The following is a 22,321-nucleotide window of genomic DNA, read 5'->3' as shown; positions in this document are numbered from 1 at the left end:
TCGCCCTCACCCCGAGAGCCAAGGTATTGCCATGCTGATCATCCCCGCCATCGACCTCAAGGACGGCGCCTGTGTCCGCCTGCGCCAGGGGCGTATGGAAGACTCCACCGTATTCTCCGACGATCCCGTGGCCATGGCCGCCCAGTGGGTCGACGGCGGCTGCCGTCGGCTGCACCTGGTCGATCTCAACGGCGCCTTCGAAGGCCAGCCGGTCAATGGCGAGGTGGTCACCGCCATCGCCAAGCGTTATCCCGGCCTGCCGATCCAGATCGGCGGCGGCATCCGCTCGCTGGAGACCATCGAGCACTATGTCCGCGCTGGCGTCAGCTACGTGATCATCGGCACCAAGGCGGTCAAGCAGCCGGAATTCGTCGCTGAAGCCTGCCGCACCTTCCCCGGCAAGGTCATCGTCGGCCTGGACGCCAAGGACGGTTTCGTCGCCACCGACGGCTGGGCCGAGGTCAGCGAGTTGCAGGTCACCGACCTGGCCCGTCGCTTCGAGGCCGACGGCGTCAGCGCCATCGTCTACACCGACATCGCCCGCGACGGCATGATGCAGGGCTGCAACGTCCCGGCCACCCGCGCCCTGGCCGAAGCCACCAGCATCCCGGTGATCGCCTCCGGCGGCATCCACAACCTGGGCGACATCCAGAATCTGCTCGACGCCCGCAGCCCGGGCATCATCGGCGCCATCACCGGTCGCGCGATCTACGAGGGTACCCTCGACGTCGCCGAGGCCCAGGCGCTGTGCGACAACTTCAAGGTCTGAGGGCTCGACAGTGATCGAATGCGCTTCCCTGGCCGAGGTTCGCGTCGCGATCGACGAACTCGATCGGCAGATCGTTCACCTGCTGGCGGCGCGTGGTGCCTATGTCCGCCAAGCCGCTCGTTTCAAGAAGGACGACGCCGCCGTGCGAGCGCCACAGCGCGTGGAGCAGGTCATTGCCAAGGTCAAGGCGCTGGCCGACGAGGCTGGCGCGTCACCGGTAGTGGTCGAGCAGGTCTATCGGGCGATGATCACTGCCTTTATCGAGGCTGAATTGGCGGAGCACGCCACCTTGCAGCAACGTACCTGACCCGGTCTTCTGGAGAGAAACATGGCGCTGGCCAAACGCATCATCCCCTGCCTGGACGTGGACAACGGCCGCGTGGTCAAGGGCGTCAAGTTCGAGAACATCCGCGATGCCGGCGATCCGGTCGAGATCGCCCGCCGCTACAACGAGCAGGGCGCCGACGAGATCACCTTTCTCGACATCACTGCCAGCCACCAGGGTCGTGATACCACCCTGCACACCGTGGAGCGCATGGCCAGCCAGGTGTTCATCCCACTGACCGTGGGCGGCGGCGTGCGCACCGTGCAGGACATCCGCAACCTGCTCAACGCCGGGGCGGACAAGGTCTCGATCAATACTGCGGCGGTCTTCACCCCGGAATTCGTCGGCGAAGCCGCAGCGCGCTTCGGCGCCCAGTGCATCGTGGTGGCCATCGACGCCAAGCGCGTCAGCGCACCCGGCGAGACGCCGCGCTGGGAGATCTTCACCCATGGCGGGCGCAAGCCCACCGGCCTCGACGCCGTGGCCTGGGCGCAGAAGATGGAAGGCCTGGGCGCCGGCGAGATCCTGCTCACCAGCATGGACCAGGACGGCATGAAGAACGGCTTCGACCTGGGCGTGACCCGCGCCGTGAGCGAGGCGGTGGGGATTCCGGTGATCGCCTCCGGCGGCGTCGGCAACCTGCAGCACCTGGCCGACGGCATCCTGGAAGGCAAGGCCTCGGCCGTGCTCGCCGCCAGCATCTTCCATTTCGGCGAATGCACGATTCCCGAGGCCAAACGGTACCTGGCCGAAAAAGGGATTGTGATACGCTCCACAAAATCTTAAGCACCGGCGCTGCCGGCAGGGAGTAGGGGCGTGCGCAAGGGATTCTGGGGCTGCTTGGCTGGCTTGCTGTTGCTGTCGGCCACGACGGCAAGGGCCGATATTCCAGAAGGCTATCAGCTCACCCTGCTGACCGAGAATTTCCCGCCCTACAACTTTGCCGTCGACGGCAAGAATTTCGCCCGCGATGACGATCTCAAGGGCATCGCCGTCGAGATGGTCCGCGAGATGTGCCAGCGCGCCGGCATTCCCTACAACCTGACCCTCAGGTTTCCCTGGGAGCGGATCTACGGCATGGCCCTGGATCAGCCCGACCACGGGGTCTTCGTCACGGCGCGCCTCCCCGAGCGCGAAGCCCTGTTCAAGTGGGTCGGCCCCATCGGCCCGGATGACTGGGTACTGCTCGGCCGCTCCGACAGCCACCTGCAATTGCGCAGCCTGGACGATGTGCGCCAGCAGCAGCTCAAGATCGGCGCCTACCAGGGTGACGCCATCGCCGAAAGCCTGCTCAAGCAGGGCTTCACTCCCGAACTTGCCCTGCGTGACCAGGAAAACGTCCAGCGCCTGCTCAAGGGGCAGATCGATGTCTGGGCCACGGGGGATCCGGCCGGCCGCTACCTGGCGCGGCAGGAGAACGTGTCCGGGCTCAAGACGCTGCTGCGCTTCAATACCGGTGAGTTGTTTCTGGCGTTGAACAAGCAGACCCCTGACGAGGTGGTACAGAAGCTGCAAAAGGCTCTCGACGAGCTGCGGCAGACGGGCGAGGTTCAGCGCATCTTCAATCGTTATCTGTAGGGCTGGCCGCTGGAACCAGCGCAGGATTAGCTATCGCTCTGGCGAAGGGCCGAGTCCGGACGCTCGGGTCGACGGCATTGGCAACAACGACTTCTGCAAGACGACTTGTCGGTGATGCCCTGGGCGCTGGGTACACCGCTTGAGAGGACGAGTGTCACGGACAGGAGCGGGCGAGCACGCCTGCTGCGAACGTGCTGAGTGGCGGGTTGCCTGGGCACCGAGGGTGGCGAGCGGGCTTCGTTGTGAGGCAGTACCAAACCTAGAGGTCGGCCGGGAATGGCCAGGGAGGAGCAATGCGCAAGTCATGGTGGGGTGTCGCGGGCGTACTGTTGGGCTGCATGCTGGGCATGGCCCAGGCGCGTGCCGAGTTACCGGCGGACTATCGAGTGGTCTTGTTCACCGAGAATTTCCCTCCTTACAACATGGCGGTCGATGGCAAGAACTTCGCCCGGGATGCCTCCATCGAGGGGATCAGTACCGATCTGGTGCGTGAGATGTTCAAGCGCGCCAAGATCGCCTACGACCTGTCGTTGCGTTTTCCCTGGGACAGGATCTACAACCTCACCCTGGAGAACGCCAACTACGGTATCTTCTCCACCACCCGCACGCCTGAACGCGAGGCCCTGTTCAAATGGGTCGGTCCCTTGGCCCCGACCGCCTGGGTGGTCCTGGCGCCGCAGAACAGTACGATCACGCTCGGCAGCCTCAAGGACCTGGCCAAGTACCGCGTCGGCGCCTACAAGAACGATGCCGTCAGTCGCTATCTCGAAAGCCAGGGGCTGCTTCCCATCAACGCCCTGCGCGATCAGGAGAACGTGGCTGCCTTGCAGGCCGGGCAACTGGATCTCTGGGCCACCACCGATCCGGTCGGCCGCTATCTGGCCAAGCAGGCCGGCGTCACCCAGTTGAAGACCGTGCTGCGCCTGCGCGAGGCCTCGCTCTATCTGGCCCTGAACAAGGACACGCCCGACGAGGTGGTGAGCCGCCTACAAGCGGCGCTGGACGCCATGCGCAAGGAATGGGTGGTCGACGGCATCACCAATCGCTACCTCTGATGCCGTCCTAGCGATAGCGCCCGTCGCGACCGTGTGCGGCCATGGCCTGGTTGGCGCGTAGGGCGATCATCTGCGGCAGGTCGATGATCTCGACGCCCTGGGCCTTGAGGCGCGGCAGCTGCTGCGCCAGCACCGCCAGGGTCGCCGGGTAGGGATGACCGATCAAGACGGCGCTGCCCTGGCGCTGGGCCAGTCGCACGCCCTCGGCGAGTTGGGCAGCCACCGCCGCGGGCGTCGCCTCGTTATCGAGGAAGACATCGCGCGAGACACTGGCCAGGCCGATCTTCTGGGCTTCCGCCGCGGCGACCGTGGCGGCGCTGGTGCGGCTGTCGAGAAACAGCAGATGACGCTGCTGCAGTACCTGCATCAACTCGGCCATGGCCGGTCGGTCGGCGGTCATGCGGCTGCCTTCGTGGTTGTTCACCCCATCGGCCTCGGGCACTCGCTCCAGGGCGCGATCGAGGCGTTGCAGACGCTCGCTCGATGACATTTCCGGATGCCAGGCATAGGGGCCGCCGGCCGGGTCCATGGGCAGGTGCAACAGCACCGTGCGGCCGGCGCGATGGGCCTGGGCGGCGAGTTCGGGGGCGTGCTGGGTCTCGGGAATGATCGCCAGGACCACCGGCGCCGGTAACTCCAGCACCTGGCGATCCCGGGCCGCATTCTGGCCCAAGTCGTCGATGACGATGGTCAGGCGCGCGGGCGCCGCCAGGGCCAGGCCGCTAGCCAGCGCGAGCGCCCCGGCCAGCAGCAGCTGTCTCACCCTCACGGCGTATGGGTGACGTTCAGCCCCTTGAGCAGCGACAGGGCCTGGGAGAGCTGGAAGTCATCATCCTGCGGTCGCGGGGTCTGGTTGGGCTTCTTGCTGCCGGTGGGACGGTCGGCGCCGCCGTTGCCATTGCTCAGGTGGCCGGCGAGATCGGCTTCCTTGAAGTACTCGTCGTCGCCGCTCTCGGGAGTGACCTTGGCCTGGGCGACAGCGATGTCCGGGGTGATGCCCTGGGCCTGGATCGAACGACCGCTGGGGGTGTAGTAGAGCGCCGTGGTGAGCTTGAGCGCCCGGTCGTTGTTCAGCGGCAGCACGGTCTGCACCGAGCCCTTGCCGAAGCTGTCGGTGCCCATGAGGATGGCACGCTTGTTGTCCTGCAGGGCGCCGGCGACGATCTCGGCGGCCGAGGCGCTGCCGCCGTTGATCAAGACCACCAGCGGTACCTTGTCGCTCGGGTCGGCGGCGTCGGCGGTGAAGCGCAGTTCGGAATTGGGCAGCCGGCCCTTGGTGTAGACGATCAGGCCGTGGTTGAGGAAGGCGTCGGCCACTTCCACCGCGGATTGCAGCACGCCGCCCGGGTTGTTCCTCAGGTCGAGGATCAGGCCCTTGAGCTTGCCCTTGTTCTCCTGCCGCAGCTTGTTCAGTGCCTTGACCGTCTCTTCACCGGTGTTGACCTGGAATTGCGAGATGCGGATCAGGCCATAGCCCGACTCCAGCAGCTGGCTCTTGACGCTGTTGACCTTGATCACCGCCCGCGCGAGCTTCACGTCGAACGGCTGGCCGCCGTTGCGCACGATGGTCAGGGTAATGGTGCTGCCCGGCTTGCCGCGCATCTTGTCGACGGCTTCGTTGATGGTCTGGCCCTTGGTCGGCTGGCCATCGATCTTGACGATCAGATCGCCCGGTTGCAGGCGGGCCTTGGCCGCTGGGGTATCGTCGATGGGCGAGACCACCTTGATGAAGCCGTTCTCCTGGCCGACTTCCAGGCCCAGGCCGCCGAATTCACCGCTGGTGGTTTCCTGCAGTTCGGCGAAGTCCTTGGGCTCGAGGTACGCGGAGTGCGGGTCCAGGTTGCTGAGCATGCCCTTGATGGCGTTCTCCAGCAGGACCTTGTCCGAGACCGGTTCCACATAGGCGGCCTTGATGCGGTCGAACACCTCGGCGAAGGTGCGCAGCTCGTCCAGTGGCAGCGGAGCGCTGGCTGGGGCATCGGCGGCGGTGCCCGAGGGGACCGGGGTCACCGCTGCCGGCACGCTCTGCGGCGATTGCGCCTGGACGACTCCAACGCCACCGAACAACAGGGCGAGGACCAGGGCGGTGGGACGAAAGCGATGCGGCATGTGCAGCTCCTAAACCGGGGTGTGTCTCACTATCCCTGAGCACGACACCAGATGACCGGGTCCGTCGGGCGACCCTGTTGGCGGATGGCGAAGTACAAGGCTGAGGCTTCCTGACCGCCGCTGGCGCCGACGGTCGCGATGGCATCCCCGGCCTTGACCACATCACCTGCAGACTTCAGCAGGCTCTGATTATGTCCGTACAGGCTGAGATAGCCATTCCCGTGATCGATGATTACCAGTTGGCCGGCGCCTCTTAGCCAGTCGGCGAAGACCACCCGACCGTCGTGTATCGCCTTGACCCGAGTACCCGCGCTGGCGGCGATCAGCACCCCGTCCCATTTCGCCCGGGGATCGTCGCCGCGCGGGCTGCCGAAGCGCGCCACCAGGCGGCCGTCGACCGGCCAGGGCAGCTTGCCGCGGGCATTGGCGAAGGCGCCGCCATACGCAGGTGCTGCACTAGACACCGCCATGTCCGGGGCGTTCGAGGTACGCGGGGCTTTCGTATCGCTTTCCGCCTGGCGCCGCGCCGCATCGCGAGCTTCACGCGCGCGGGCCTCGGCCAGTTGCCGTTGCCGCGCTTCCTCGGCCTCGCGCGCCTGGCGGGCGAGAGTTTCCTCGATGGTCTTGAGCACCTTGTTCAGGGCGGCCTGATCCTGCTCGCGGGCCTGGATCTCACGGCTCTTGTCGCGGTAATCCTCGTTGATCTTGGCCAACGCCGTCTGACGTTCCTTGCGTACCTCGACCAGCTCCGCCTGGCGCTTCTCCAGGTCCTCGCGGCGGGCGACCAGTTCGCTCTGTTCCTGCTGGATGCCTTGTTCCACCTCACGCAGCTCGCGCAGGGTGTCGTTGAAGGTGGCGAGTTGATCCAGCCGGGTGCGATTCAGGTAGTTGTAGTAGGTGAGGGTGCGGCTGACCTTTTCCGGATGCTCCTGATTCAGCAGCAACTTGAGGTATTCCTGGCGACCGCTCTGGTAGGCGGCGCGAATCTGCACGGCGATCAGCTGCTGTTGTTCAGCGCGGGACTGGTCGAGCTTTTTCTTGCGACCGTCCAGCTCTTGAAGCTTTTTTTCGCCGTTCTCCAGCTGCTTCTGCAGCGAGTCGACCTGCTTTTCCAAATCGCCCAGTTGGGTCTCGGTGCTCTGCAACTGCTTCTGCACGCCGGATTTCTCGGCCTGCACCTGCTTGAGCACCTTCTGCATCTCCTGGATTTCCTGGCGGGTCTGCTCGATCTGCCGCTGGGTATCGGCGCGGTCATCGGCCAGGGCAGGAGCGAGAACGCTGGCGAGCAGAAGAGAGACGAGAAGACGGCGCATGCGGGGTCGTAGCTTTCCAGGGCGAAGCGCCTAGTATGCCCGTCACATCCGGCAAAAAAAACGCCGAGGTACGCCGTTCGGCGTTCACAGCCCGCCCAGGCGGTCAGGCTGCGAACGAGGGAGCATTTCTCTTTCAGTAGCCGACGGTGAAGCGAGTGCGGTGATGCACGGGTCGCTCGACTTCGTCCAGCAGGGCCACGGCGAAGTCTTCGTAGGAGATCCGGCTGTCGCCAGCGGCATCGAATAGCAGGGCGTCGGTGCCCAGGCGGAAGTGGCCGGTCCGCTCGCCGGGGAAGAAGACCATCTGCGGACTGACGAAGACCCAGTCGAGGTCGTTGACCTCCCGCAGTGCCTCCAGGGTAGCGATGCCGGCACCGGCCTCGCTGCGATATTCCGCCGGGAAGGCCGGCGCATCGAAGAGACGCGTGCCGTCCGGCAGGCTCAGGCTGGCGGCGCCACCCACGATCAGCAGGCGCGGGATACCCGAGGCGCGGGCGAAATCGATGAGCGTCGCCGGGGGGACGTCGGCGAATCTCAGGCTGCTGATCAATACCTCATGACCGGCGAGGGCCTGGGCGGTGTCACTGTGGGTGACGTCGCCGGTAGCCACCGTCAGGCCGGTCCGGGGCGCGAGGCGGGCAGGGTCGCGTACCAGGGCGGTGACCCGGTGACCACGGGTGAGGGCTTCGTCGAGCAGGCGGCTGCCGACATTGCCGGTGGCGCCGAGTAGAGCGATGGAGGTCATGGCAGGATTCCCGATGAATGAAGGAAAGCCAAGCCTAAGCAGACCGCCGCAGGCCGCCAAGGAGGCAGTTTCGCGTGTGCAGGTTACCCGCCGATAACCCGGGGCAGCGAGGGTATGGCGCTACCGGGGGGCTGTGTATACTGGCCGGCATTTTTAGCCCTTCTCGGATAGTTGCTCAATCATGGAATTTCTCGGTCGGGTGGTCGAATTCGCCACCCATCATCCGCTTCTCGTCGCTGCCTTCATCGCCATCGTCGCCCTGATGCTGTTCAACGAAACCCGTCGCGGTGGGCGCAGTCTCTCCACCGGTGAACTCACCGCGCTGCTCAACCGCGAGGAAGGCGTGGTGGTCGACATCCGCCCCAGCAAGGATTTCGCCGCCGGGCATATCGTCGGTGCCCTGAACATCGCTCAGGAGAAAGTCGCCAGCAGCTTGTCTCTACTGGAAAAGCACAAGGCCAAGACCCTGATCGTGGTGGACAGTGCCGGCCAGCAGGCGGGCGCTGTGTGCGGCGATCTGCAGAAGGCCGGCTTCACCGCCGCTCGTCTGAATGGCGGTATCGCCACCTGGCGCGCAGAGAACCTGCCGCTGGTGAAGTGACCCCCTAGCGTGGCCGCGTCAGCGGCCACTGGAGACCGCGCATGACCGACGTCGTCATCTATACCAGTGCCTGGTGTCCCTATTGCCATCGTGCCAAGCACCTGCTCGATCGCAAGAATGTGGCCTACCGGGAGATTTCCGTCGATGGCCAACCGGCCCTGCGCAGCGAAATGGCCCGCAAGGCCGGCCGCACCAGCGTGCCGCAGATCTGGGTCGGCACTACCCACGTCGGCGGTTGCGATGATCTCTATGCCCTAGACCGAAGCGGACGCCTCGATCCGCTGTTGTCCGCCTGACCAACACTCACCACTCAAGGCCCTACCATGACCGATCAAATCAATGGCGCCCAGGAAGACGGCGCTCAGTTCTCCCTTCAGCGCATCTACATCCGCGACCTGTCCTTCGAAGCCCCCAAGAGCCCCGAGATCTTCCGCCAGGAGTGGCAGCCCAACGTCAACCTGGACCTGGCGACCCGCCAGAAGACCCTGGGCGACGACTTCCACGAAGTGGTGCTGACCCTGACCGTGACCGTCAAGAACAAGGAAGAGACCGCCTTCATCGCCGAAGTGCAGCAGGGTGGCATCTTCCTGATCAAGGGTCTGGACGCCGCTTCCATGGCACACGCCCTGGGCGCCTTCTGCCCCAACATCCTGTTCCCCTACGCCCGCGAGGCGCTGGACAACATGGTGGTGCGTGGCTCCTTCCCGGCGCTGATGCTGCAGCCGGTGAACTTCGACGCCCTGTACGCCCAGGAACTGGCGCGCATGCAAACCGCTGGCGAAGCCTGATCGGCTCCGCTGCGGTACCGAACGCCCCTCACGAGGGGCGTTCTGCTATCTGGCCTTCAGGCGCCGACTGGCGCGCCAGAGATCGAAGCTGAAGACCGCCAGGCCCAGCCAGATGCAGAGGAAGGCGAACAGCCGCTCGCGCGGGAAGGGCTCGCCATAGAGCCAGACCGCCTGGATCAGTACCAGGGTCGGGGCGAGGTACTGCAAAAAGCCCAGGGTCGAATAGGGCAGCTTGCGCGCCGCGGCGTTGAAGCACAGCAAGGGAATCAGGGTGACCGGGCCGGCCAGCACGATCAGCAGGCCCAGGGACGAGTGCCAGATTTCCGGTTGCAGGCTCACACCCGGGGTCAGCAGCGGCAGGGCGACCAGGGCGACCGGCACCAGCAGCCAGCTCTCCACTACCATGCCTGGCAGGGCGGCCACCGGCGTCTGGCGCCGGACCAGGCCGTAGAAGGCGAAGGTCAGGGCCAAGGCCAGGGAGACCCAGGGCAGTTGTCCCAGGGTCCAGAGTTGCTGGCCAACTCCCAGCACCGCCAGGCCCACGGCGAGCCATTGCAGGGGGCGCAGCCGCTCGCCCAGGATCACCAGGGCGAGCAGGATGTTGACCAGCGGATTGATGTAGTAGCCCAGGCTGGCCTCGACCACATGGGCGTTATTGACCGCCCAGATGTAGACCAGCCAGTTGCTAGCGACCAGCGCGCCGGACAGCGCCAGCCACGCCAGGCGGCGCGGATGGGCGCGTAGTTCCACCCACCAGCCAGGGTGCCGCCAGACCAGCAGCAACAGGGCGCTGAACAGCGCGGACCAGAGAATGCGCTGGAACAGGATTTCGAGGGACGGCAACGCCGCCAGCAATTTGAAGAACAACGGAAACAAGCCCCACAACCCGTAGGCAGTGAGACCCAGGGCGTAGCCCTGGCGCAAGGCAGACATGAGAAATCCTTAGGCAGACAACGTTCTTGTCCGGCCAGGATAGCTCAAGGTATCGACTGATGTCGGAACAGGTGAGAAACCTACCCCATGCCGATAGCGGTCGAGCTATATCGCCCAGGCTGCTACGACAGCGTCGTCATAGCAGCCGCACAGTCCTCGGCTCAGGCGCGATCAGCGCTATCCGGCCTCATTGCTGGGCGCCATAACCTGCGGGCTCCACCGGAAAGCTACCGTCGTTCGCTGCGATCAGCTTGTTCAACCGGACCGGAATGGCCTTGGCGGCCGGGACTTTGCTCTCTTCGGCATGGTGCCAGAGCGGGATCAGGGCGTTGCATTCGGGATAGTAGCCACCGCAGGCGCCTTCCGGGATGTTGTAGGGCGTGACGCGCAACGGGCCAACCTCACGACGTACGCCATCATCGGCTACCGTCGATACCTGCACCTTGTCGCCCTCGGCGAGGCCCAGGCGTTCGATGTCGTTGCGGTTCATCAGCAGCACCGCTCGGGTACCCTTCACGCCACGGAAACGATCGTGATAGCCGTAGATGGTGGTGTTGAACTGGTCGTTGCTGCGCAGCGTCATCAGCGTCAGGACATCGCGTCCAGCGGCGGGCATGTCCGGATTTTCTTCCAGGCTGCGCGGCACGATGAGATTGGCCTTGCCGGTCTCGGTCTTCCATTCGCGCTTGGCTGCGGGCAGCGGACGATGGAAACCTCCTACCTCCCAGAGCCGCGCATTGAAGTCGTGGAAGATCTCCGGGAAGGAGAGGGCGATTTCGTCGCGGATCAGGCCGTAGTCGGCGACCCAGGCATCCCAGGTCACCTTGGGATTGTCCGGCAGGGTGGCCTTGGCCAGGCCGGCGACGATGGCCGGTTCGGACAGCAGGTCGCCTTCGGGCGGCTCGGCCACGCCACGCCAGCCGTGGATGCAACCGGTGCTATCCTCGGTGCTGTGGGCCTGTTCCACGCCATTCTGGCGATCTATCTCGGTCCGACCGAGGCAGGGCAGCAGGTAGGTCTTGTCCGCCGGTACCAGGTGATTGCGATTGAGCTTGGTAGCGATCTGTACCGACAGCCGCAGGGTACGCCAGGCCGGCTCCATCAGACTGGTCTCGGGAATGGCCCGCAGGAAGTTGCCACCCAGGCTGATGAAGGCCTTCACCGAGCCGTCGATGATGCCTTCGCAGGCTTCCACGGTATTGCGGCCCTTGTCCTGCGGTGGAGTGAAGCCGAAGCGTTCACCGAGCTGGTCCAGCGGCGCCAGTTCCGGCTTCTCGGTGATGCCCACGGTGCGCTGGCCCTGGACGTTGGAGTGGCCGCGTACCGGGCATATGCCGGCGCCGGGCTTGCCGATATTGCCGCGCATGAGCAGCAGGTTGGTCAGCATCTGGATGGTTTCCACGCCATGGCGGTGTTGGGTCAGGCCCATGCCATAGATGCCGATGACCTTCTGGCAACGACCGTAGACGGCGGCCGCCGCTTCCAGGGCGCTACGGGTGAGACCCGACTGCCGCTCCAACTGCGGCCATTCCTGGCGCTGCAGCCACTCGCAGAAGTCGGCGAAACCGTGGCAGTGCTCGGCGATGAAGGCATGGTCGAGCACGGCAGGGCGGCCCTGCTCGCGGGCGTCGTCATCGGCGGCCAGGAGCGCCTTGCACATGCCGGCTAGGGCGGCGATATCGCCACCCGGTTTGAGCTGGTGATACTGGGTGCTGATCTGGGTGGGGTGATCGCTGAGCATCTCCACCGGCGACTGCGGATTGACGAAGGTTTCCAGACCGCGTTCGCGCAAGGGGTTGAAGGTGATGATGGGCGCGCCGCGCTTACGGGCTTCTTGCAGGTCGTGCAGCATCCGCGGACTGTTGCTGCCCGGATTCTGGCCGAAGAACAGCAGGCAATCGGCCTGGGCGAAGTCATTCAGGGTCACGGTGCCCACGGTCACGCCGATGCTCTTGGGCAGGGCTACCGAGGTGCTCTCATGGCACATGTTGGAGCTGTCCGGCAGGTTGTTGGTGCCGTACAGGCGCGCGTAGAGCTGATAGAGGTAGGAGGTTTCCAGCGCGGCGCGGCCGGAGGCATAGAAGATAACCGAGTCCGGATCCAGCGCCTTGAGTTCGGCGCCGATGTCGGCGAAGGCCTCGGCCCAGCTGACCCGGCGATAGCGGTCGCTGGCGGCGTCGTAGCGCAACGGATGGGTCAGCCGACCAACCTCTTCCAGATCGTGGTCACGCCAGCCGCGCAATTCGCTCAGCGAATGCTGGGCGAAGAACTCCGGCCCGCATCTCTTGCTGGTGACCTCCCAGGCAGTAGCCTTGGCGCCGTTCTCGCAGAATTCCAGCGGATGGGGCTTGCCCGGCTTGGCCCAGGCGCAGCTCACGCAGCCGAAGCCGCCGTGCTTGTTCTGCTTGGCGAGCAGGGCGCCCGATTTCAGCGGCACCCGCTCGCGTAGCACGATCTCGGTCACCGAACGGGCCGAGCCCCAGCCGCCGGAAGGGGCGTCATAGCGTTCAACCTTGGGTTTGCCGATCTTGCTCATGGTGCGCCTCGCATGGCTGTAGGGCGATGTGCCTATCAACCATCGGACGACGCGTCTGGCCGGAAGGTTCTAGCGGTCAGCCCGGCGGTGCGGCGAAGCCCAGTTGGCGCCAACCTTCGTAAACGGCCACGGCCACGGTGTTGGATAGATTGAGGCTGCGCCGGTTGGGCAACATCGGCAGGCGCAGCCGCTGCTCGGGCGGTAGCGACTCCAACACCTCGGCTGGCAGCCCCCGACTCTCAGGACCGAACAGCAGGGCATCGCCCGGTGCATAGGCGATCTCGGTGAAGGGATGGCTGGCCTTGGTGGTGAAGGCGAGCAGTCGGGGCGGCTGCAAATCTGCTATACAGGCCGCGAGACTGGCGTGGGTCCGCACCGTGGACCACTCGTGGTAGTCCAAGCCGGCACGACGCAGCTTCTTGTCGTCCAGCGCGAAGCCCAGCGGCTCGATCAGGTGCAGGCGGCAGCCGGTGATGGCACAGAGGCGAATGACGTTGCCGGTATTGGGCGGAATTTCCGGTTGGTAGAGGATGATGTCGAACATGAAGGGCAGGGCGCCTGGCAAAGCGCCTATGGTACTGCGCCGCCGCCGCGCCGTCGCGAGCGGGGCAGGTCGATGAACCTCTGGCAACGGCTGGTCGAGCTACTGCTGCGTGAACACCGGGCACGCCAGGACGAATTGGCGCGGGTGGAAAACCCGGAATTGCTCAAGGCTGAATGGCGCGTCCAGCGCCAACGGCTGACGCTCTGGCTGGCCTCGGCCGCCTTGGGTGCCGGCCTGTTCGGCATGATCATCGGCCAGTTGATGTACCAGCGTAATCACCCCGACCCCTGGTCGGCCGAGGCCCGCCGGCCGGTCATCCTGGGAGTGGACACGCGGCAGGAGCCGGGACGCTTCGAATTGCTGATCACCGCCGATCGCTCGTTGTTCTACGAACGCTACCGTCCCGAGGGTGCCCTCAGCCTGCGCCTGCCACGGGCACGCTGGGACGGCGGTGAGCGCCAGGGCCGGGTGGTGCGCCCAGGCGGTAGCTTTTCCTGGACGGTGCGCCAGGATGGCCAGGATCTGAAGGTGTTGCTGGTGGGCGTTGGTGGCCCCCTACAGGCCGGCGATCAGTTGTTAGAGGACGGCGAAAACTGGGTGCTCAAGATCGAGGTCCCGCTGGCGCCCTGAAATGCCCCGTTATTAGGCAAAGCGCACGGATATGCACCAGAGCTGAACGCGGAATGGCGTTTCGGGCGGCTTGCTAAATTCGGCTGTTCGCCTGGCCATGAGGCAGCTCTTTTTGCGGAAAAACCGCTCTAGCACAGGGTTTCAGGTTTTTTGCAGGCAAAAAAAGAGGCCATCACACGGAGTGATGGCCTCGAGAAGAAAAGAGGGGATTCCCCAGCCTGCCTGTACCGAGGTCCCCAAAAGGGTAGTTACCTAGGATATTGCAGGAGGTGTGCCAAGTTTTTGGGTTGGGTGTTTTGGGGCGACTTTGTAGGTTGGGTTGAGCGTTAGCGAAGCCCAACGTTTTGGGTTTGGGCTTATCACGGCCTAAGCTGATCATCGCGGTTTGCTGAGGGTTTTTATTTCGCCCACCCGGGCGAGTCACTTTTTTCAAACGCCAAAAAAGTAACCAAAAACGCTTGTCCCCACGTTTCGGCCCTCCGCTACGCTCCGTGTCCCCTCGCTCCGGTGCCGCTCCGGGGGCACGGCACGAAGGGGCTTCCTGCCCCTCGCGCCTTGCTCGGCGTCCTGCCTCGCATCCCCCTCCGCGACACCTACGCTCGGCCTCACTGACGGGGACGGAGGCGCCAGCCTGAGGCTTCGGTATTTACTTTCTCTTGTAGCGTGGAAAACCGCGCAGCGTTTTCCACTGGCGCATAACGCCGATCCCTGTGGACAAGGCTTCGCCGTTGTCCACGCTACGTGTTCTTCAACCGAAACTTTCAGGCTGGCGAATCGCCCCGTTCAGGAGGGCGAACGCCAGTGTCGTGGAGTGGGTCGAGCCGCATGGATGCGGCGAGAGGTCCAGTGGGCCATGGACGGCCCATCTGGACCGACCCCGGAACGGCGCTGGTGTGAGCGGACCTGGAGCGCAGCGGAAGGCCGGATGGTCGGGGCAAGCGTTTTTGCTTACTTTTGCCGCGACTGGCAAAAGTGAGTCGCTCGGGAGAGCGAAATAAGAAGTACCACCAAAACTCGGTAACCGGCTAGGGCACCAATAGTCCAAAACGTTGGGCTTCGCTTACGCTCAGCCCAGCCTACGGCACCGTAGAGAACCCTCAGTCCTCCCCATCCTCATCCGGCCCGTCCACCTTCATGCCCAATTCCTTGATCTTGCGCGTCAAGGTATTGCGCCCCCAACCGAGCAGCACGGCGGCATCACGGCGGCGGCCGGCGGTGTGCTTGAGCGCGGTCTCGATCATGATGCGTTCGAAGGCCGGTACGGCATTGTCCAGCAGGCTGGACTGGCCGCGGGTGAGGGCCTGGTCGGCCCATTGCCGCAGGGCCTGTTCCCAGTTGGCGGCGGGAGCGGCGTCCTGGGGCTGGTTGAGCAGCTCGGGCGGCAGGTCGTCGATCAGGACTTCGCGGCTGGAGGCCATCACCGTGATCCAGCGGCAGGTGTTCTCCAGCTGGCGCACGTTGCCCTGCCAGGGCAGGCCCTTCATGTATTCCTCGGTCTCGCCGCGTAGGGTCTTGGGCTCCACGGCCAATTCCTGGGCGGCACGCGCCAGGAAGTGGCGGGCGAGGGCGGGGATGTCCTCGCGGCGATCGGCCAGGCGCGGGATATGGATGCGGATGACGTTGAGGCGATGGAAGAGGTCCTCGCGGAACTTGCCCTCGCGCACCAGGCCTTCGAGGTTCTGGTGGGTGGCGGCGATGATGCGCACGTCCACCTTGACCGGGGTGTGGCCGCCGACACGATAGAACTCGCCATCGGCCAGCACCCGCAGCAGGCGGGTCTGGGTGTCGGCCGGCATGTCGCCGATCTCGTCGAGGAACAGGGTGCCGCCGTCGGCCTGCTCGAAGCGGCCACGGCGCTGGGCGGCGGCGCCGGTGAAGGCGCCCTTTTCATGACCGAACAGCTCGGACTCCATCAGGTCCTTGGGAATGGCGGCCATGTTCAGCGCGATGAAGGGCGCCGCGGCGCGCGGGCTGTGGCGGTGCAGGGCGTGGGCGACCAGTTCCTTGCCGGTACCGGATTCGCCGTTGATCAGTACGGTGATGTTGGAATGCGAGAGCCGGCCGATGGCGCGGAACACCTCCTGCATCGCCGGCGCCTCGCCGATGATCTCGGGGGTGCGGGTCAGGTGCGCCGGCTCGGCGAAGCCCTGTTGCTCCTGGGCGTGCTGCCCGGCGCGCTTGACCAAAGCCACGGCCTCGTCGACGTCGAACGGCTTGGGCAGGTACTCGAAGGCGCCGCCCTGGTAGGAGGCCACGGCGCTGTCCAGGTCGGAATGGGCGGTCATGATGATGACCGGCAGGCGCGGGTGCATCTCGCGGATGCGCGACAGCAGGTCCAGGCCGCTGGTGCCGGGCATGCGGATGTCCGAGATCACCACGTCCGGTTGCTGGCGACCGAGGCGGGTCATGACGCTGTCGGCGCTGTCGAAGGCGACGGTGGTCATGCCTTCTTGTTGCAGGGCTTTTTCCAGGACCCAGCGGATGGAACGGTCGTCGTCGACGATCCAGACGGTCTCCGAACGGCTCATGCGTGCTCCTCGTTATTCCAGCGGCAGGAAGATGCTGAAGGCGGTGTGGCCGGGATGGCTTTCACACTCGATCAGGCCCTGGTGCTGGGTGATGATGTTCTGGGTAATGGCGAGTCCCAGGCCGGTGCCGTCGGGGCGGCCGCTGACCATGGGATAGAAGATGGTTTCCTGCAGGTCCGGGGGAATGCCCGGACCGTTGTCGGTGATCTCCACCTTGCACACCAGGCGATGGCGGTGGTGGCCGATGGTGAACTGGCGCAGGGTGCGAGTTCTCAGGGTGACTCGGCCCAGGCGCAGCTCGTTCTGCTGGGAGATGGCCTGCATGGCGTTGCGCACGATGTTGAGCACGGCCTGGATCATCTGTTCGCGATCGATCATCAGGTCGGGAATGCTTGGGTCGTAGTCACGCACCAGGTTGATCAACCCCTGGCTTTCCGCTTCCACCAGGCTGCAGACCCGCTCGAGCACCTCGTGCACGTTGGTGATGGCGAGCTTGGGCAGCTTGTTGGAACCGAGCATGCGGTCGACCAGATTCCGCAGGCGGTCCGCTTCCTCGATGATGACGTTGGTGTAGTCCTTGAGGGATTCCTCGGGCAGCTCTCGGGCCAGCAACTGGGCGGCGCCACGGATGCCGCCCAGGGGATTCTTGATCTCGTGGGCCAGGCCGCGCACCAGCAGCTTGGTGGTCTCCTGCTTGGAGAGTTGCGCCTCTTCCTTGGTGATGCGCAGCAGGCGGTCGCGCGGATGGACTTCCAGCAGCAGCAGGGTGTTGTGGCGGTCCAGGATGGGCGTCACCGCGTAGTCCACCGTCAGGCTGTTGCCCGAGGTGGAAACCAGCAAAGCCTCGCGCTTGGTGAAGGGGTGGGCATGATCCACCGCCTGGCGCAGCGCCTGCAGGGCCTCGGGCGATTCGGTGAAGAGTTCGCTGATGAACTGACCGTGACTGCGCTGGCCGCTGATGGCCAGCAGCATCTCGGCCGCCGGATTCATGTACTCCAGCCGCAACTCCGCATCCAGCAGGATGACCGCGGTCGTAAGGTTGTCGAGCAGGAGTCGATGGATGACGTCGGTAGGCATGAGAGGCCACAGCGCTATAGAGACGATAGGAAAATGCAAGAAGCAAACCAAGACGCCCCGAGTTAGGGCAGATAGCTGTAACGTGCACTAACAGCCGCCGTGCGCCTCGGCAACCTGCCTAGGATTTGTATCAAGATGGTGCGCGACGGAAAAGAGCACCAATATGGGGCGTTACAGGAAGGGTAGCCAGGATTTCTTGACTTCGGGCGGCTTCATGTCGAGTGGGCATTCCGGTCTTTTGCCCCAATCCGCCGCTGCGCACGGATGGGCACGGCGCTTCTGCTCCAGTGAAGGGCGGCGCAGGTGGAAGGGCTGGGCCGGGGTGCGCTCCAGCACGTTACCATCGGCCGCGAGGATTTCCGCCACCAGCTGATGGGTGCCGCGGTCCAGGTTGTCCAGCGGGAAGACCGGGCTGCGGCCGACACCGGCTTCCTTGTCATCCAGCAGCAGTCGATAGCTGTGGCCCGGTTGCAGCTCCGGCTCGCTCACCAGGCTGACGATGAGTTGCCCTTGTTGATCGATCACGGTGGCGTCGGGCTCGGGGACCAGGATGCGTAGCATCTGGTAGCGGAAGGGCGCGGGCTTGGGCGTCTTCGCCACCGGCGCGCTTGGCGTCGGACTCAGCTTGCGGGTCGGCTGGCCCTGTTGGTTGAGGTTGTTGGTGGTACTCACCGGCACCCGGGTGGCCTTGACGCCCTTGGGCGGCTGGTCGGTGTAGACGCGATTACCGTCCTTGTCGACATAGCTGTAGACCGCCGCCTGCGCGGGTAGCAGGACGCAGAGCAGCAGCAGGGCGAGAACGCGGCTCATCAGCGGGCGGGACTGTTGACACTGATGCGTTGCACCGTGACCGTCTTCTCGGCACTGGTCTGGATCACCTCGCCTGTGCCCGAGAGGACCTGGGCGGCGAAGCGGTGCTCGCCACGCTCCAGGTTGGTGACGCCGAAGCGGGTGCTCTGGCCGGGGCTGCCATAGGGCTGGCCATCCACCAGCAGTTGCAGGCTCTGGCCCGCCTTCAGTGCCGGTTCCAGGGAGACCCCCACGGCAAAGGTGCCATTGTTGGCGCGGATAGCCTCGTCGTTGGGCAGATTCACCTCCAGACGGCTGAAGGCCGGGCCTGCGGACGGCACAGTCGCGGGGGCGCTCGGGATGCTTGGCGCCGGCTGGGGATTGCCCACGGTATTGGTGGGGGGCACCTGCACCGGTGTGGCATTGGCCGAGGGTTGGTCGCTGAACACCGTATTGCCTTCGGCATCGACCGACTTGTAGATCGCGGCCTGGGCGGAGCAGGCGAGGCAGAACAGACAGCAGGCGAGCAGGCGAGGCATGGCGGAATCTCGGCCGGGCGATGGGGATCAAGGGTAGCAGGCACGCTGGGTGCGTAGGTAGGCAGCTCGGCCTTCCCGCGGTGGCGTCGGTCGCGACGGTTTTCCGCACGCAAAGAAAAGGCCTCCCGAAGGAGGCCTTTTCAATTACCGCAGCGGGATTAGACGCTGTAGTACAGGTCGTATTCCAGCGGGTGCACGAAGGTACGCACCTTGATCTCTTCCTCGGACTTCAGCTCGATGTAGGCATCGATGAACTCGTCGGTGAAGACGCCGCCCTTGGTCAGGAATGCACGACCGGCGTCCAGGGCTTCCAGGGCTTCCTTCAGGCTGCCGCAGACCTGCGGGATCTTCTTGCCTTCTTCCGGCGGCAGATCGTACAGGTTCTTGTCGGCTGCATCGCCGGGGTGAATCTTGTTCTGGATGCCGTCCAGGCCAGCCATCAGCAGAGCGGCGAAGCACAGGTAGGGGTTGGCAGCCGGATCCGGGAAGCGGGCTTCGATGCGGCGGGCTTTCGGGCTCGACACATAGGGGATACGGATGGAGGCGGAACGGTTACGGGCCGAGTAGGCCAGCATGACCGGGGCTTCGAAGCCGGGCACCAGACGCTTGTAGCTGTTGGTGGACGGGTTGGTGAAGCCGTTCAGGGCCTTGCCGTGCTTGATGATGCCGCCGATGAAGTACAGGGCGGTATCGGACAGACCGGCATAGCCTTCGCCGGCGAAGGTGTTCTTGCCATCCTTGGAGATGGACATGTGCACGTGCATGCCGGAGCCGTTGTCGCCGTACAGGGGCTTGGGCATGAAGGTGGCGGTCTTGCCGTAGGCATCGGCCACATTGTGCACGACGTACTTCAGGGTCTGGGTCTCGTCGGCCTTCTTGACCAGGGTGTTGAACTGCACACCGATCTCGTTCTGGCCAGCGGTCGCCACTTCGTGGTGGTGGACTTCCACGGTCAGGCCCATCTCTTCCAGGGCGTTGCACATGGCGGTACGGATTTCGTGGTCGTGATCGACTGGCGGAACCGGGAAGTAGCCGCCCTTGACGCCCGGACGGTGGCCCTTGTTGCCGCTTTCGAAGTCAGCGTCGGTGTTCCAGGACGCCTGCTCGGAGAAGATCTTGAACATGGAGCCGGAGATGTCCGACTTGAACTTCACTTCGTCGAAGATGAAGAACTCGGGCTCCGGGCCGACGAACACGGTGTCGCCGATGCCGGTGGACTTCAGGTATTCCTCGGCGGCCTTGGCGATACCGCGGGGGTCGCGCTCGTAGGGCTGCATGGTCGAGGGTTCGATGATGTCGCAGACCAGGATCAGGGTCGGCTCTTCGGTGAAGGGGTCCAGGACGGCGGTGCTGTCGTCGGGCAGCAGGATCATGTCGGAGGCTTCGATGCCTTTCCAGCCGGCGATGGAGGAGCCGTCGAACATCTTGCCGTGGGCGAAGAAGTCCTCGTCCAGCGCGTCACGCGCCGGCATGGTGACGTGTTGCTGCTTGCCTTTGGTGTCGGTGAAGCGCAGGTCTACCCACTTCACGTCGTTTTCTTTGATCAGTTGAACAGCCTTCGACATGGTTTCCTCCAGAGGAATTTCGGCCGGGAGCGGTTGGCGGTACTCCCGGTATCAGCTGTGCCCTTGAGGGGCGCTCCCGTGCTGCGCGGTCCACGACCGGCATTCGACGAAAAGCGCCCTATGCTGGCTCAGGGGCGGCTGCCTCACAAGAGAGCAAGTTGTATGCCAGTGCCCTCAAATGGGCTGGAGCGGCTTGCCACCGTATCTCGCGGCGTTTTCAGGCCTGTCGATGCCGCATGATCGCACCTGTTTGGTGCTTTGAATTTTAGAAATGCACTTAAATGGGGCTTTAGGTGATTTTGTCGGCTCGATTCGAGTCCGCGGCGGTTTTCAGGTATGATCTTGGCCCTTTTCTTTCGCGTTTCCCGCACGCCGTCTCCCGTTCATGAAGCTCATCATCAAGGTCTTTCCGGAAATCACCATCAAGAGTCGTCCGGTACGCAAGAATTTCATTCGCCAGCTGGTGAAGAACATTCGGGTCGTGCTGCGTGATCTGGATCCGGACGTGCTGGTCGATGGGGTGTGGGACAACGTCACCCTCGACACCGCGGTCAGCGAGCCGCGCCTGCTGGCGGAGATGAAGCAGCGCCTGGCCTGTACCCCCGGCATCGGCCAGTTCCTCGAGGTGCACGAGTATCCGCTGGGCGACTTCGAGACCATCCTCACCCTGTGCGAGCGCCACTTCGGCGAGCGGGTCCGTGGCAAGGTGTTCTCGGTGCGCTGCAAGCGCGCCGGCAAGCATGACTTTTCCTCGATGGACGTGGAGCGCTACGTCGGTGGTGGTCTGCGCGAGCGCTGCGGCGGTGCCGGCATCGCCCTGAAGAATCCCGAGGTGAACGTTCGCCTGGAGATCCGCGACCAGAAGCTGTTCATCATCGACCAGCATCACGAGGGGTTGGGCGGTTATCCGCTGGGGGCCCTGGAGCAGGTGCTGGTGCTGATGTCCGGTGGCTTCGATTCCACCGTGGCCGCCTACCAGATGATGAGGCGCGGCATGGTCAGCCACTTCTGCTTCTTCAATCTCGGCGGGCGTGCCCACGAATTGGGCGTGATGGAAGTGGCGCACTATCTGTGGGAGAAATTCGGTCGCTCCCAGCGCGTGCTGTTCATCAGCGTGCCCTTCGAGGAGGTGGTGGGGCAGATCCTCACCCAGTGCGACGACAGCCACATGGGCGTGATCTTGAAGCGCATGATGCTGCGTGCCGCCAGCCGCATCGCCGAGCAGTTGCAGATCGAGGCGCTGGTGACCGGCGAGGCCGTCTCCCAGGTCTCCAGCCAGACCCTGACCAACCTGGCGGTGATCGACAAGGCCACCGATACCCTGGTGCTGCGCCCGCTGCTGGCCAGCCACAAGCAGGACATCATCGATACCGCCGAGCGCATCGGCACCGCCGACTTCGCCAAGCACATGCCGGAATACTGTGGCGTCATCTCGGTGAATCCCACCACCAAGGCCAAGGGCTTCCGGGTGGAGCACGAGGAAGGCAAGTTCGACATGGCGGTGCTTGACGCCGCCCTGGAGCGCGCTCGCTTCATCACCGTCGACAAGGTGATCGAAGAGCTGGGCAAGGACGTGCAGGTCGAAGAGCTGGCACAGCCCTTGCCAGGTCAGATCGTGGTGGACATCCGCCATCCCGACGCCCAGGAAGAGGCGCCGCTGGAACTTGCGGGCATCGAAGTGCAGGCCATGCCCTTCTTCGCCCTGAACAGCCGTTTCAAGGAACTGGACGACAGCCGCCAGTACCTCCTTTATTGCGACCGCGGGGTGATGAGCCGGCTGCACGCCCATCACCTGCTCACCGAAGGGCACGCCAATGTGCGCGTTTATCGTCCGGCCTAAGCAGCCGGGCCTGCTGGGTGGCAGTATCCGCCACCGCCCTCCCGACCTCCGCTAGCC

The 22,321-nt window shown here is 64.6% G+C and carries 22 protein-coding genes; 10 read left to right on the top strand and 12 right to left on the bottom strand.

Annotated features, from left to right (window positions below):
- Window positions 1–31 precede the first annotated feature (31 nt).
- The 5 genes from hisA (at window position 32) to CCZ28_RS14640 (ending at window position 3,727) form a co-directional block, all read left to right on the top strand.
- Window positions 32–769: a 1-(5-phosphoribosyl)-5-[(5-phosphoribosylamino)methylideneamino]imidazole-4-carboxamide isomerase gene (gene hisA, locus CCZ28_RS14660; RefSeq protein ID WP_140219097.1), complete on the top strand. Its 738-nt coding sequence runs from the start codon at window positions 32–34 to the stop codon at window positions 767–769.
- A gap of 10 nt (window positions 770–779) precedes the next feature.
- Window positions 780–1,076 (top strand): chorismate mutase, encoded by a 297-nt coding sequence (locus CCZ28_RS14655; protein WP_140219095.1) that lies wholly within the window; start codon window positions 780–782, stop codon window positions 1,074–1,076.
- Window positions 1,077–1,097: 21 nt separating this feature from the next.
- Window positions 1,098–1,880: an imidazole glycerol phosphate synthase subunit HisF gene (gene hisF, locus CCZ28_RS14650; protein WP_140219092.1), complete on the top strand. Its 783-nt coding sequence runs from the start codon at window positions 1,098–1,100 to the stop codon at window positions 1,878–1,880.
- A gap of 30 nt (window positions 1,881–1,910) precedes the next feature.
- A complete protein-coding gene (locus CCZ28_RS14645; RefSeq protein ID WP_167509243.1) occupies window positions 1,911–2,672 on the top strand; it encodes a substrate-binding periplasmic protein in 762 nt (253 codons plus the stop codon).
- Window positions 2,673–2,965: 293 nt separating this feature from the next.
- The gene (locus tag CCZ28_RS14640) at window positions 2,966–3,727 is read left to right on the top strand and encodes a substrate-binding periplasmic protein (protein ID WP_140219090.1); all 762 of its coding nucleotides are present in this window, start codon (window positions 2,966–2,968) and stop codon (window positions 3,725–3,727) included.
- A gap of 7 nt (window positions 3,728–3,734) precedes the next feature.
- Here CCZ28_RS14640 and CCZ28_RS14635 read toward each other — a convergent pair whose 3' ends face one another.
- The 4 genes from CCZ28_RS14635 to CCZ28_RS14620 all read right to left on the bottom strand — a co-directional run bounded on the left by CCZ28_RS14635 (window position 3,735) and on the right by CCZ28_RS14620 (window position 7,894).
- The gene (locus tag CCZ28_RS14635; RefSeq protein ID WP_437179178.1) at window positions 3,735–4,490 is read right to left on the bottom strand and encodes a divergent polysaccharide deacetylase family protein; all 756 of its coding nucleotides are present in this window, start codon (window positions 4,488–4,490) and stop codon (window positions 3,735–3,737) included.
- A 2-nt stretch (window positions 4,491–4,492) separates the two neighbouring features.
- Window positions 4,493–5,836: a S41 family peptidase gene (locus CCZ28_RS14630; protein ID WP_140219087.1), complete on the bottom strand. Its 1,344-nt coding sequence runs from the start codon at window positions 5,834–5,836 to the stop codon at window positions 4,493–4,495.
- Window positions 5,837–5,865: 29 nt separating this feature from the next.
- Window positions 5,866–7,149 carry a murein hydrolase activator EnvC family protein gene (locus tag CCZ28_RS14625; protein ID WP_140219085.1) on the bottom strand — a complete coding sequence of 428 codons (1,284 nt, stop codon included), beginning with the start codon at window positions 7,147–7,149 and terminating at the stop codon, window positions 5,866–5,868.
- A gap of 133 nt (window positions 7,150–7,282) precedes the next feature.
- Complete coding sequence (locus CCZ28_RS14620) at window positions 7,283–7,894, bottom strand: NAD(P)-dependent oxidoreductase (protein WP_140219083.1); 612 nt, start codon at window positions 7,892–7,894, stop codon at window positions 7,283–7,285.
- Window positions 7,895–8,075: 181 nt separating this feature from the next.
- Between CCZ28_RS14620 and CCZ28_RS14615 the strand changes: the two genes are divergently transcribed.
- The 3 genes from CCZ28_RS14615 to secB are packed head-to-tail and all read left to right on the top strand — an operon-like array spanning window position 8,076 to window position 9,283.
- Window positions 8,076–8,495 carry a rhodanese-like domain-containing protein gene (locus CCZ28_RS14615; RefSeq protein ID WP_058772180.1) on the top strand — a complete coding sequence of 140 codons (420 nt, stop codon included), beginning with the start codon at window positions 8,076–8,078 and terminating at the stop codon, window positions 8,493–8,495.
- A 41-nt stretch (window positions 8,496–8,536) separates the two neighbouring features.
- On the top strand, window positions 8,537–8,791 hold the full coding sequence (grxC, locus tag CCZ28_RS14610) for a glutaredoxin 3 (RefSeq protein WP_140219081.1): 255 nt from the start codon (window positions 8,537–8,539) through the stop codon (window positions 8,789–8,791).
- A 27-nt stretch (window positions 8,792–8,818) separates the two neighbouring features.
- Window positions 8,819–9,283 (top strand): protein-export chaperone SecB, encoded by a 465-nt coding sequence (secB, locus tag CCZ28_RS14605; protein ID WP_140219079.1) that lies wholly within the window; start codon window positions 8,819–8,821, stop codon window positions 9,281–9,283.
- A 45-nt stretch (window positions 9,284–9,328) separates the two neighbouring features.
- Here secB and rarD read toward each other — a convergent pair whose 3' ends face one another.
- The 3 genes from rarD to CCZ28_RS14590 form a co-directional block, all read right to left on the bottom strand.
- On the bottom strand, window positions 9,329–10,216 hold the full coding sequence (gene rarD, locus CCZ28_RS14600) for an EamA family transporter RarD (RefSeq protein WP_140219077.1): 888 nt from the start codon (window positions 10,214–10,216) through the stop codon (window positions 9,329–9,331).
- A gap of 187 nt (window positions 10,217–10,403) precedes the next feature.
- Entirely contained in the window at window positions 10,404–12,752 is a 2,349-nt protein-coding gene (locus CCZ28_RS14595; protein WP_240795161.1) for an FdhF/YdeP family oxidoreductase, read from the bottom strand.
- 76 nt (window positions 12,753–12,828) lie between these two features.
- On the bottom strand, window positions 12,829–13,296 hold the full coding sequence (locus CCZ28_RS14590; RefSeq protein ID WP_058761468.1) for a tRNA (cytidine(34)-2'-O)-methyltransferase: 468 nt from the start codon (window positions 13,294–13,296) through the stop codon (window positions 12,829–12,831).
- Between the two features lie 72 nt (window positions 13,297–13,368).
- Here CCZ28_RS14590 and CCZ28_RS14585 point away from each other — a divergent pair, with 72 nt between their 5' ends.
- Window positions 13,369–13,926: a hypothetical protein gene (locus tag CCZ28_RS14585; RefSeq protein WP_140219075.1), complete on the top strand. Its 558-nt coding sequence runs from the start codon at window positions 13,369–13,371 to the stop codon at window positions 13,924–13,926.
- A gap of 1,097 nt (window positions 13,927–15,023) precedes the next feature.
- Here the strand turns inward: CCZ28_RS14585 and ntrC are convergent.
- The 5 genes from ntrC to glnA all read right to left on the bottom strand — a co-directional run bounded on the left by ntrC (window position 15,024) and on the right by glnA (window position 20,424).
- Window positions 15,024–16,454, bottom strand: coding sequence for a nitrogen regulation protein NR(I) (gene ntrC, locus CCZ28_RS14580; protein ID WP_058761470.1), 1,431 nt, complete (start codon window positions 16,452–16,454; stop codon window positions 15,024–15,026).
- A 12-nt stretch (window positions 16,455–16,466) separates the two neighbouring features.
- A complete protein-coding gene (glnL, locus tag CCZ28_RS14575) occupies window positions 16,467–17,531 on the bottom strand; it encodes a nitrogen regulation protein NR(II) (RefSeq protein ID WP_058761471.1) in 1,065 nt (354 codons plus the stop codon).
- 171 nt (window positions 17,532–17,702) lie between these two features.
- The gene (locus CCZ28_RS14570) at window positions 17,703–18,341 is read right to left on the bottom strand and encodes a DUF4124 domain-containing protein (protein WP_140219073.1); all 639 of its coding nucleotides are present in this window, start codon (window positions 18,339–18,341) and stop codon (window positions 17,703–17,705) included.
- Complete coding sequence (locus CCZ28_RS14565; protein WP_140219071.1) at window positions 18,341–18,859, bottom strand: DUF4124 domain-containing protein; 519 nt, start codon at window positions 18,857–18,859, stop codon at window positions 18,341–18,343. Before CCZ28_RS14565 ends, CCZ28_RS14570 begins: the two co-directional genes overlap by 1 nt.
- A gap of 158 nt (window positions 18,860–19,017) precedes the next feature.
- Entirely contained in the window at window positions 19,018–20,424 is a 1,407-nt protein-coding gene (gene glnA / locus CCZ28_RS14560) for a glutamate--ammonia ligase (RefSeq protein WP_058761474.1), read from the bottom strand.
- A gap of 385 nt (window positions 20,425–20,809) precedes the next feature.
- Between glnA and thiI the strand changes: the two genes are divergently transcribed.
- Window positions 20,810–22,264 (top strand): tRNA uracil 4-sulfurtransferase ThiI, encoded by a 1,455-nt coding sequence (thiI, locus tag CCZ28_RS14555; protein WP_140219069.1) that lies wholly within the window; start codon window positions 20,810–20,812, stop codon window positions 22,262–22,264.
- The last annotated feature ends 57 nt before the right edge of the window (window positions 22,265–22,321 follow it).

This window comes from Pseudomonas oryzihabitans, from assembly GCF_006384975.1.
Taxonomy (GTDB): Bacteria; Pseudomonadota; Gammaproteobacteria; order Pseudomonadales; family Pseudomonadaceae; genus Chryseomonas; species Chryseomonas psychrotolerans_B.
Note: the sequence above shows the minus strand (reverse complement) of the source record. Positions and strands in the feature narration are given on the sequence as shown.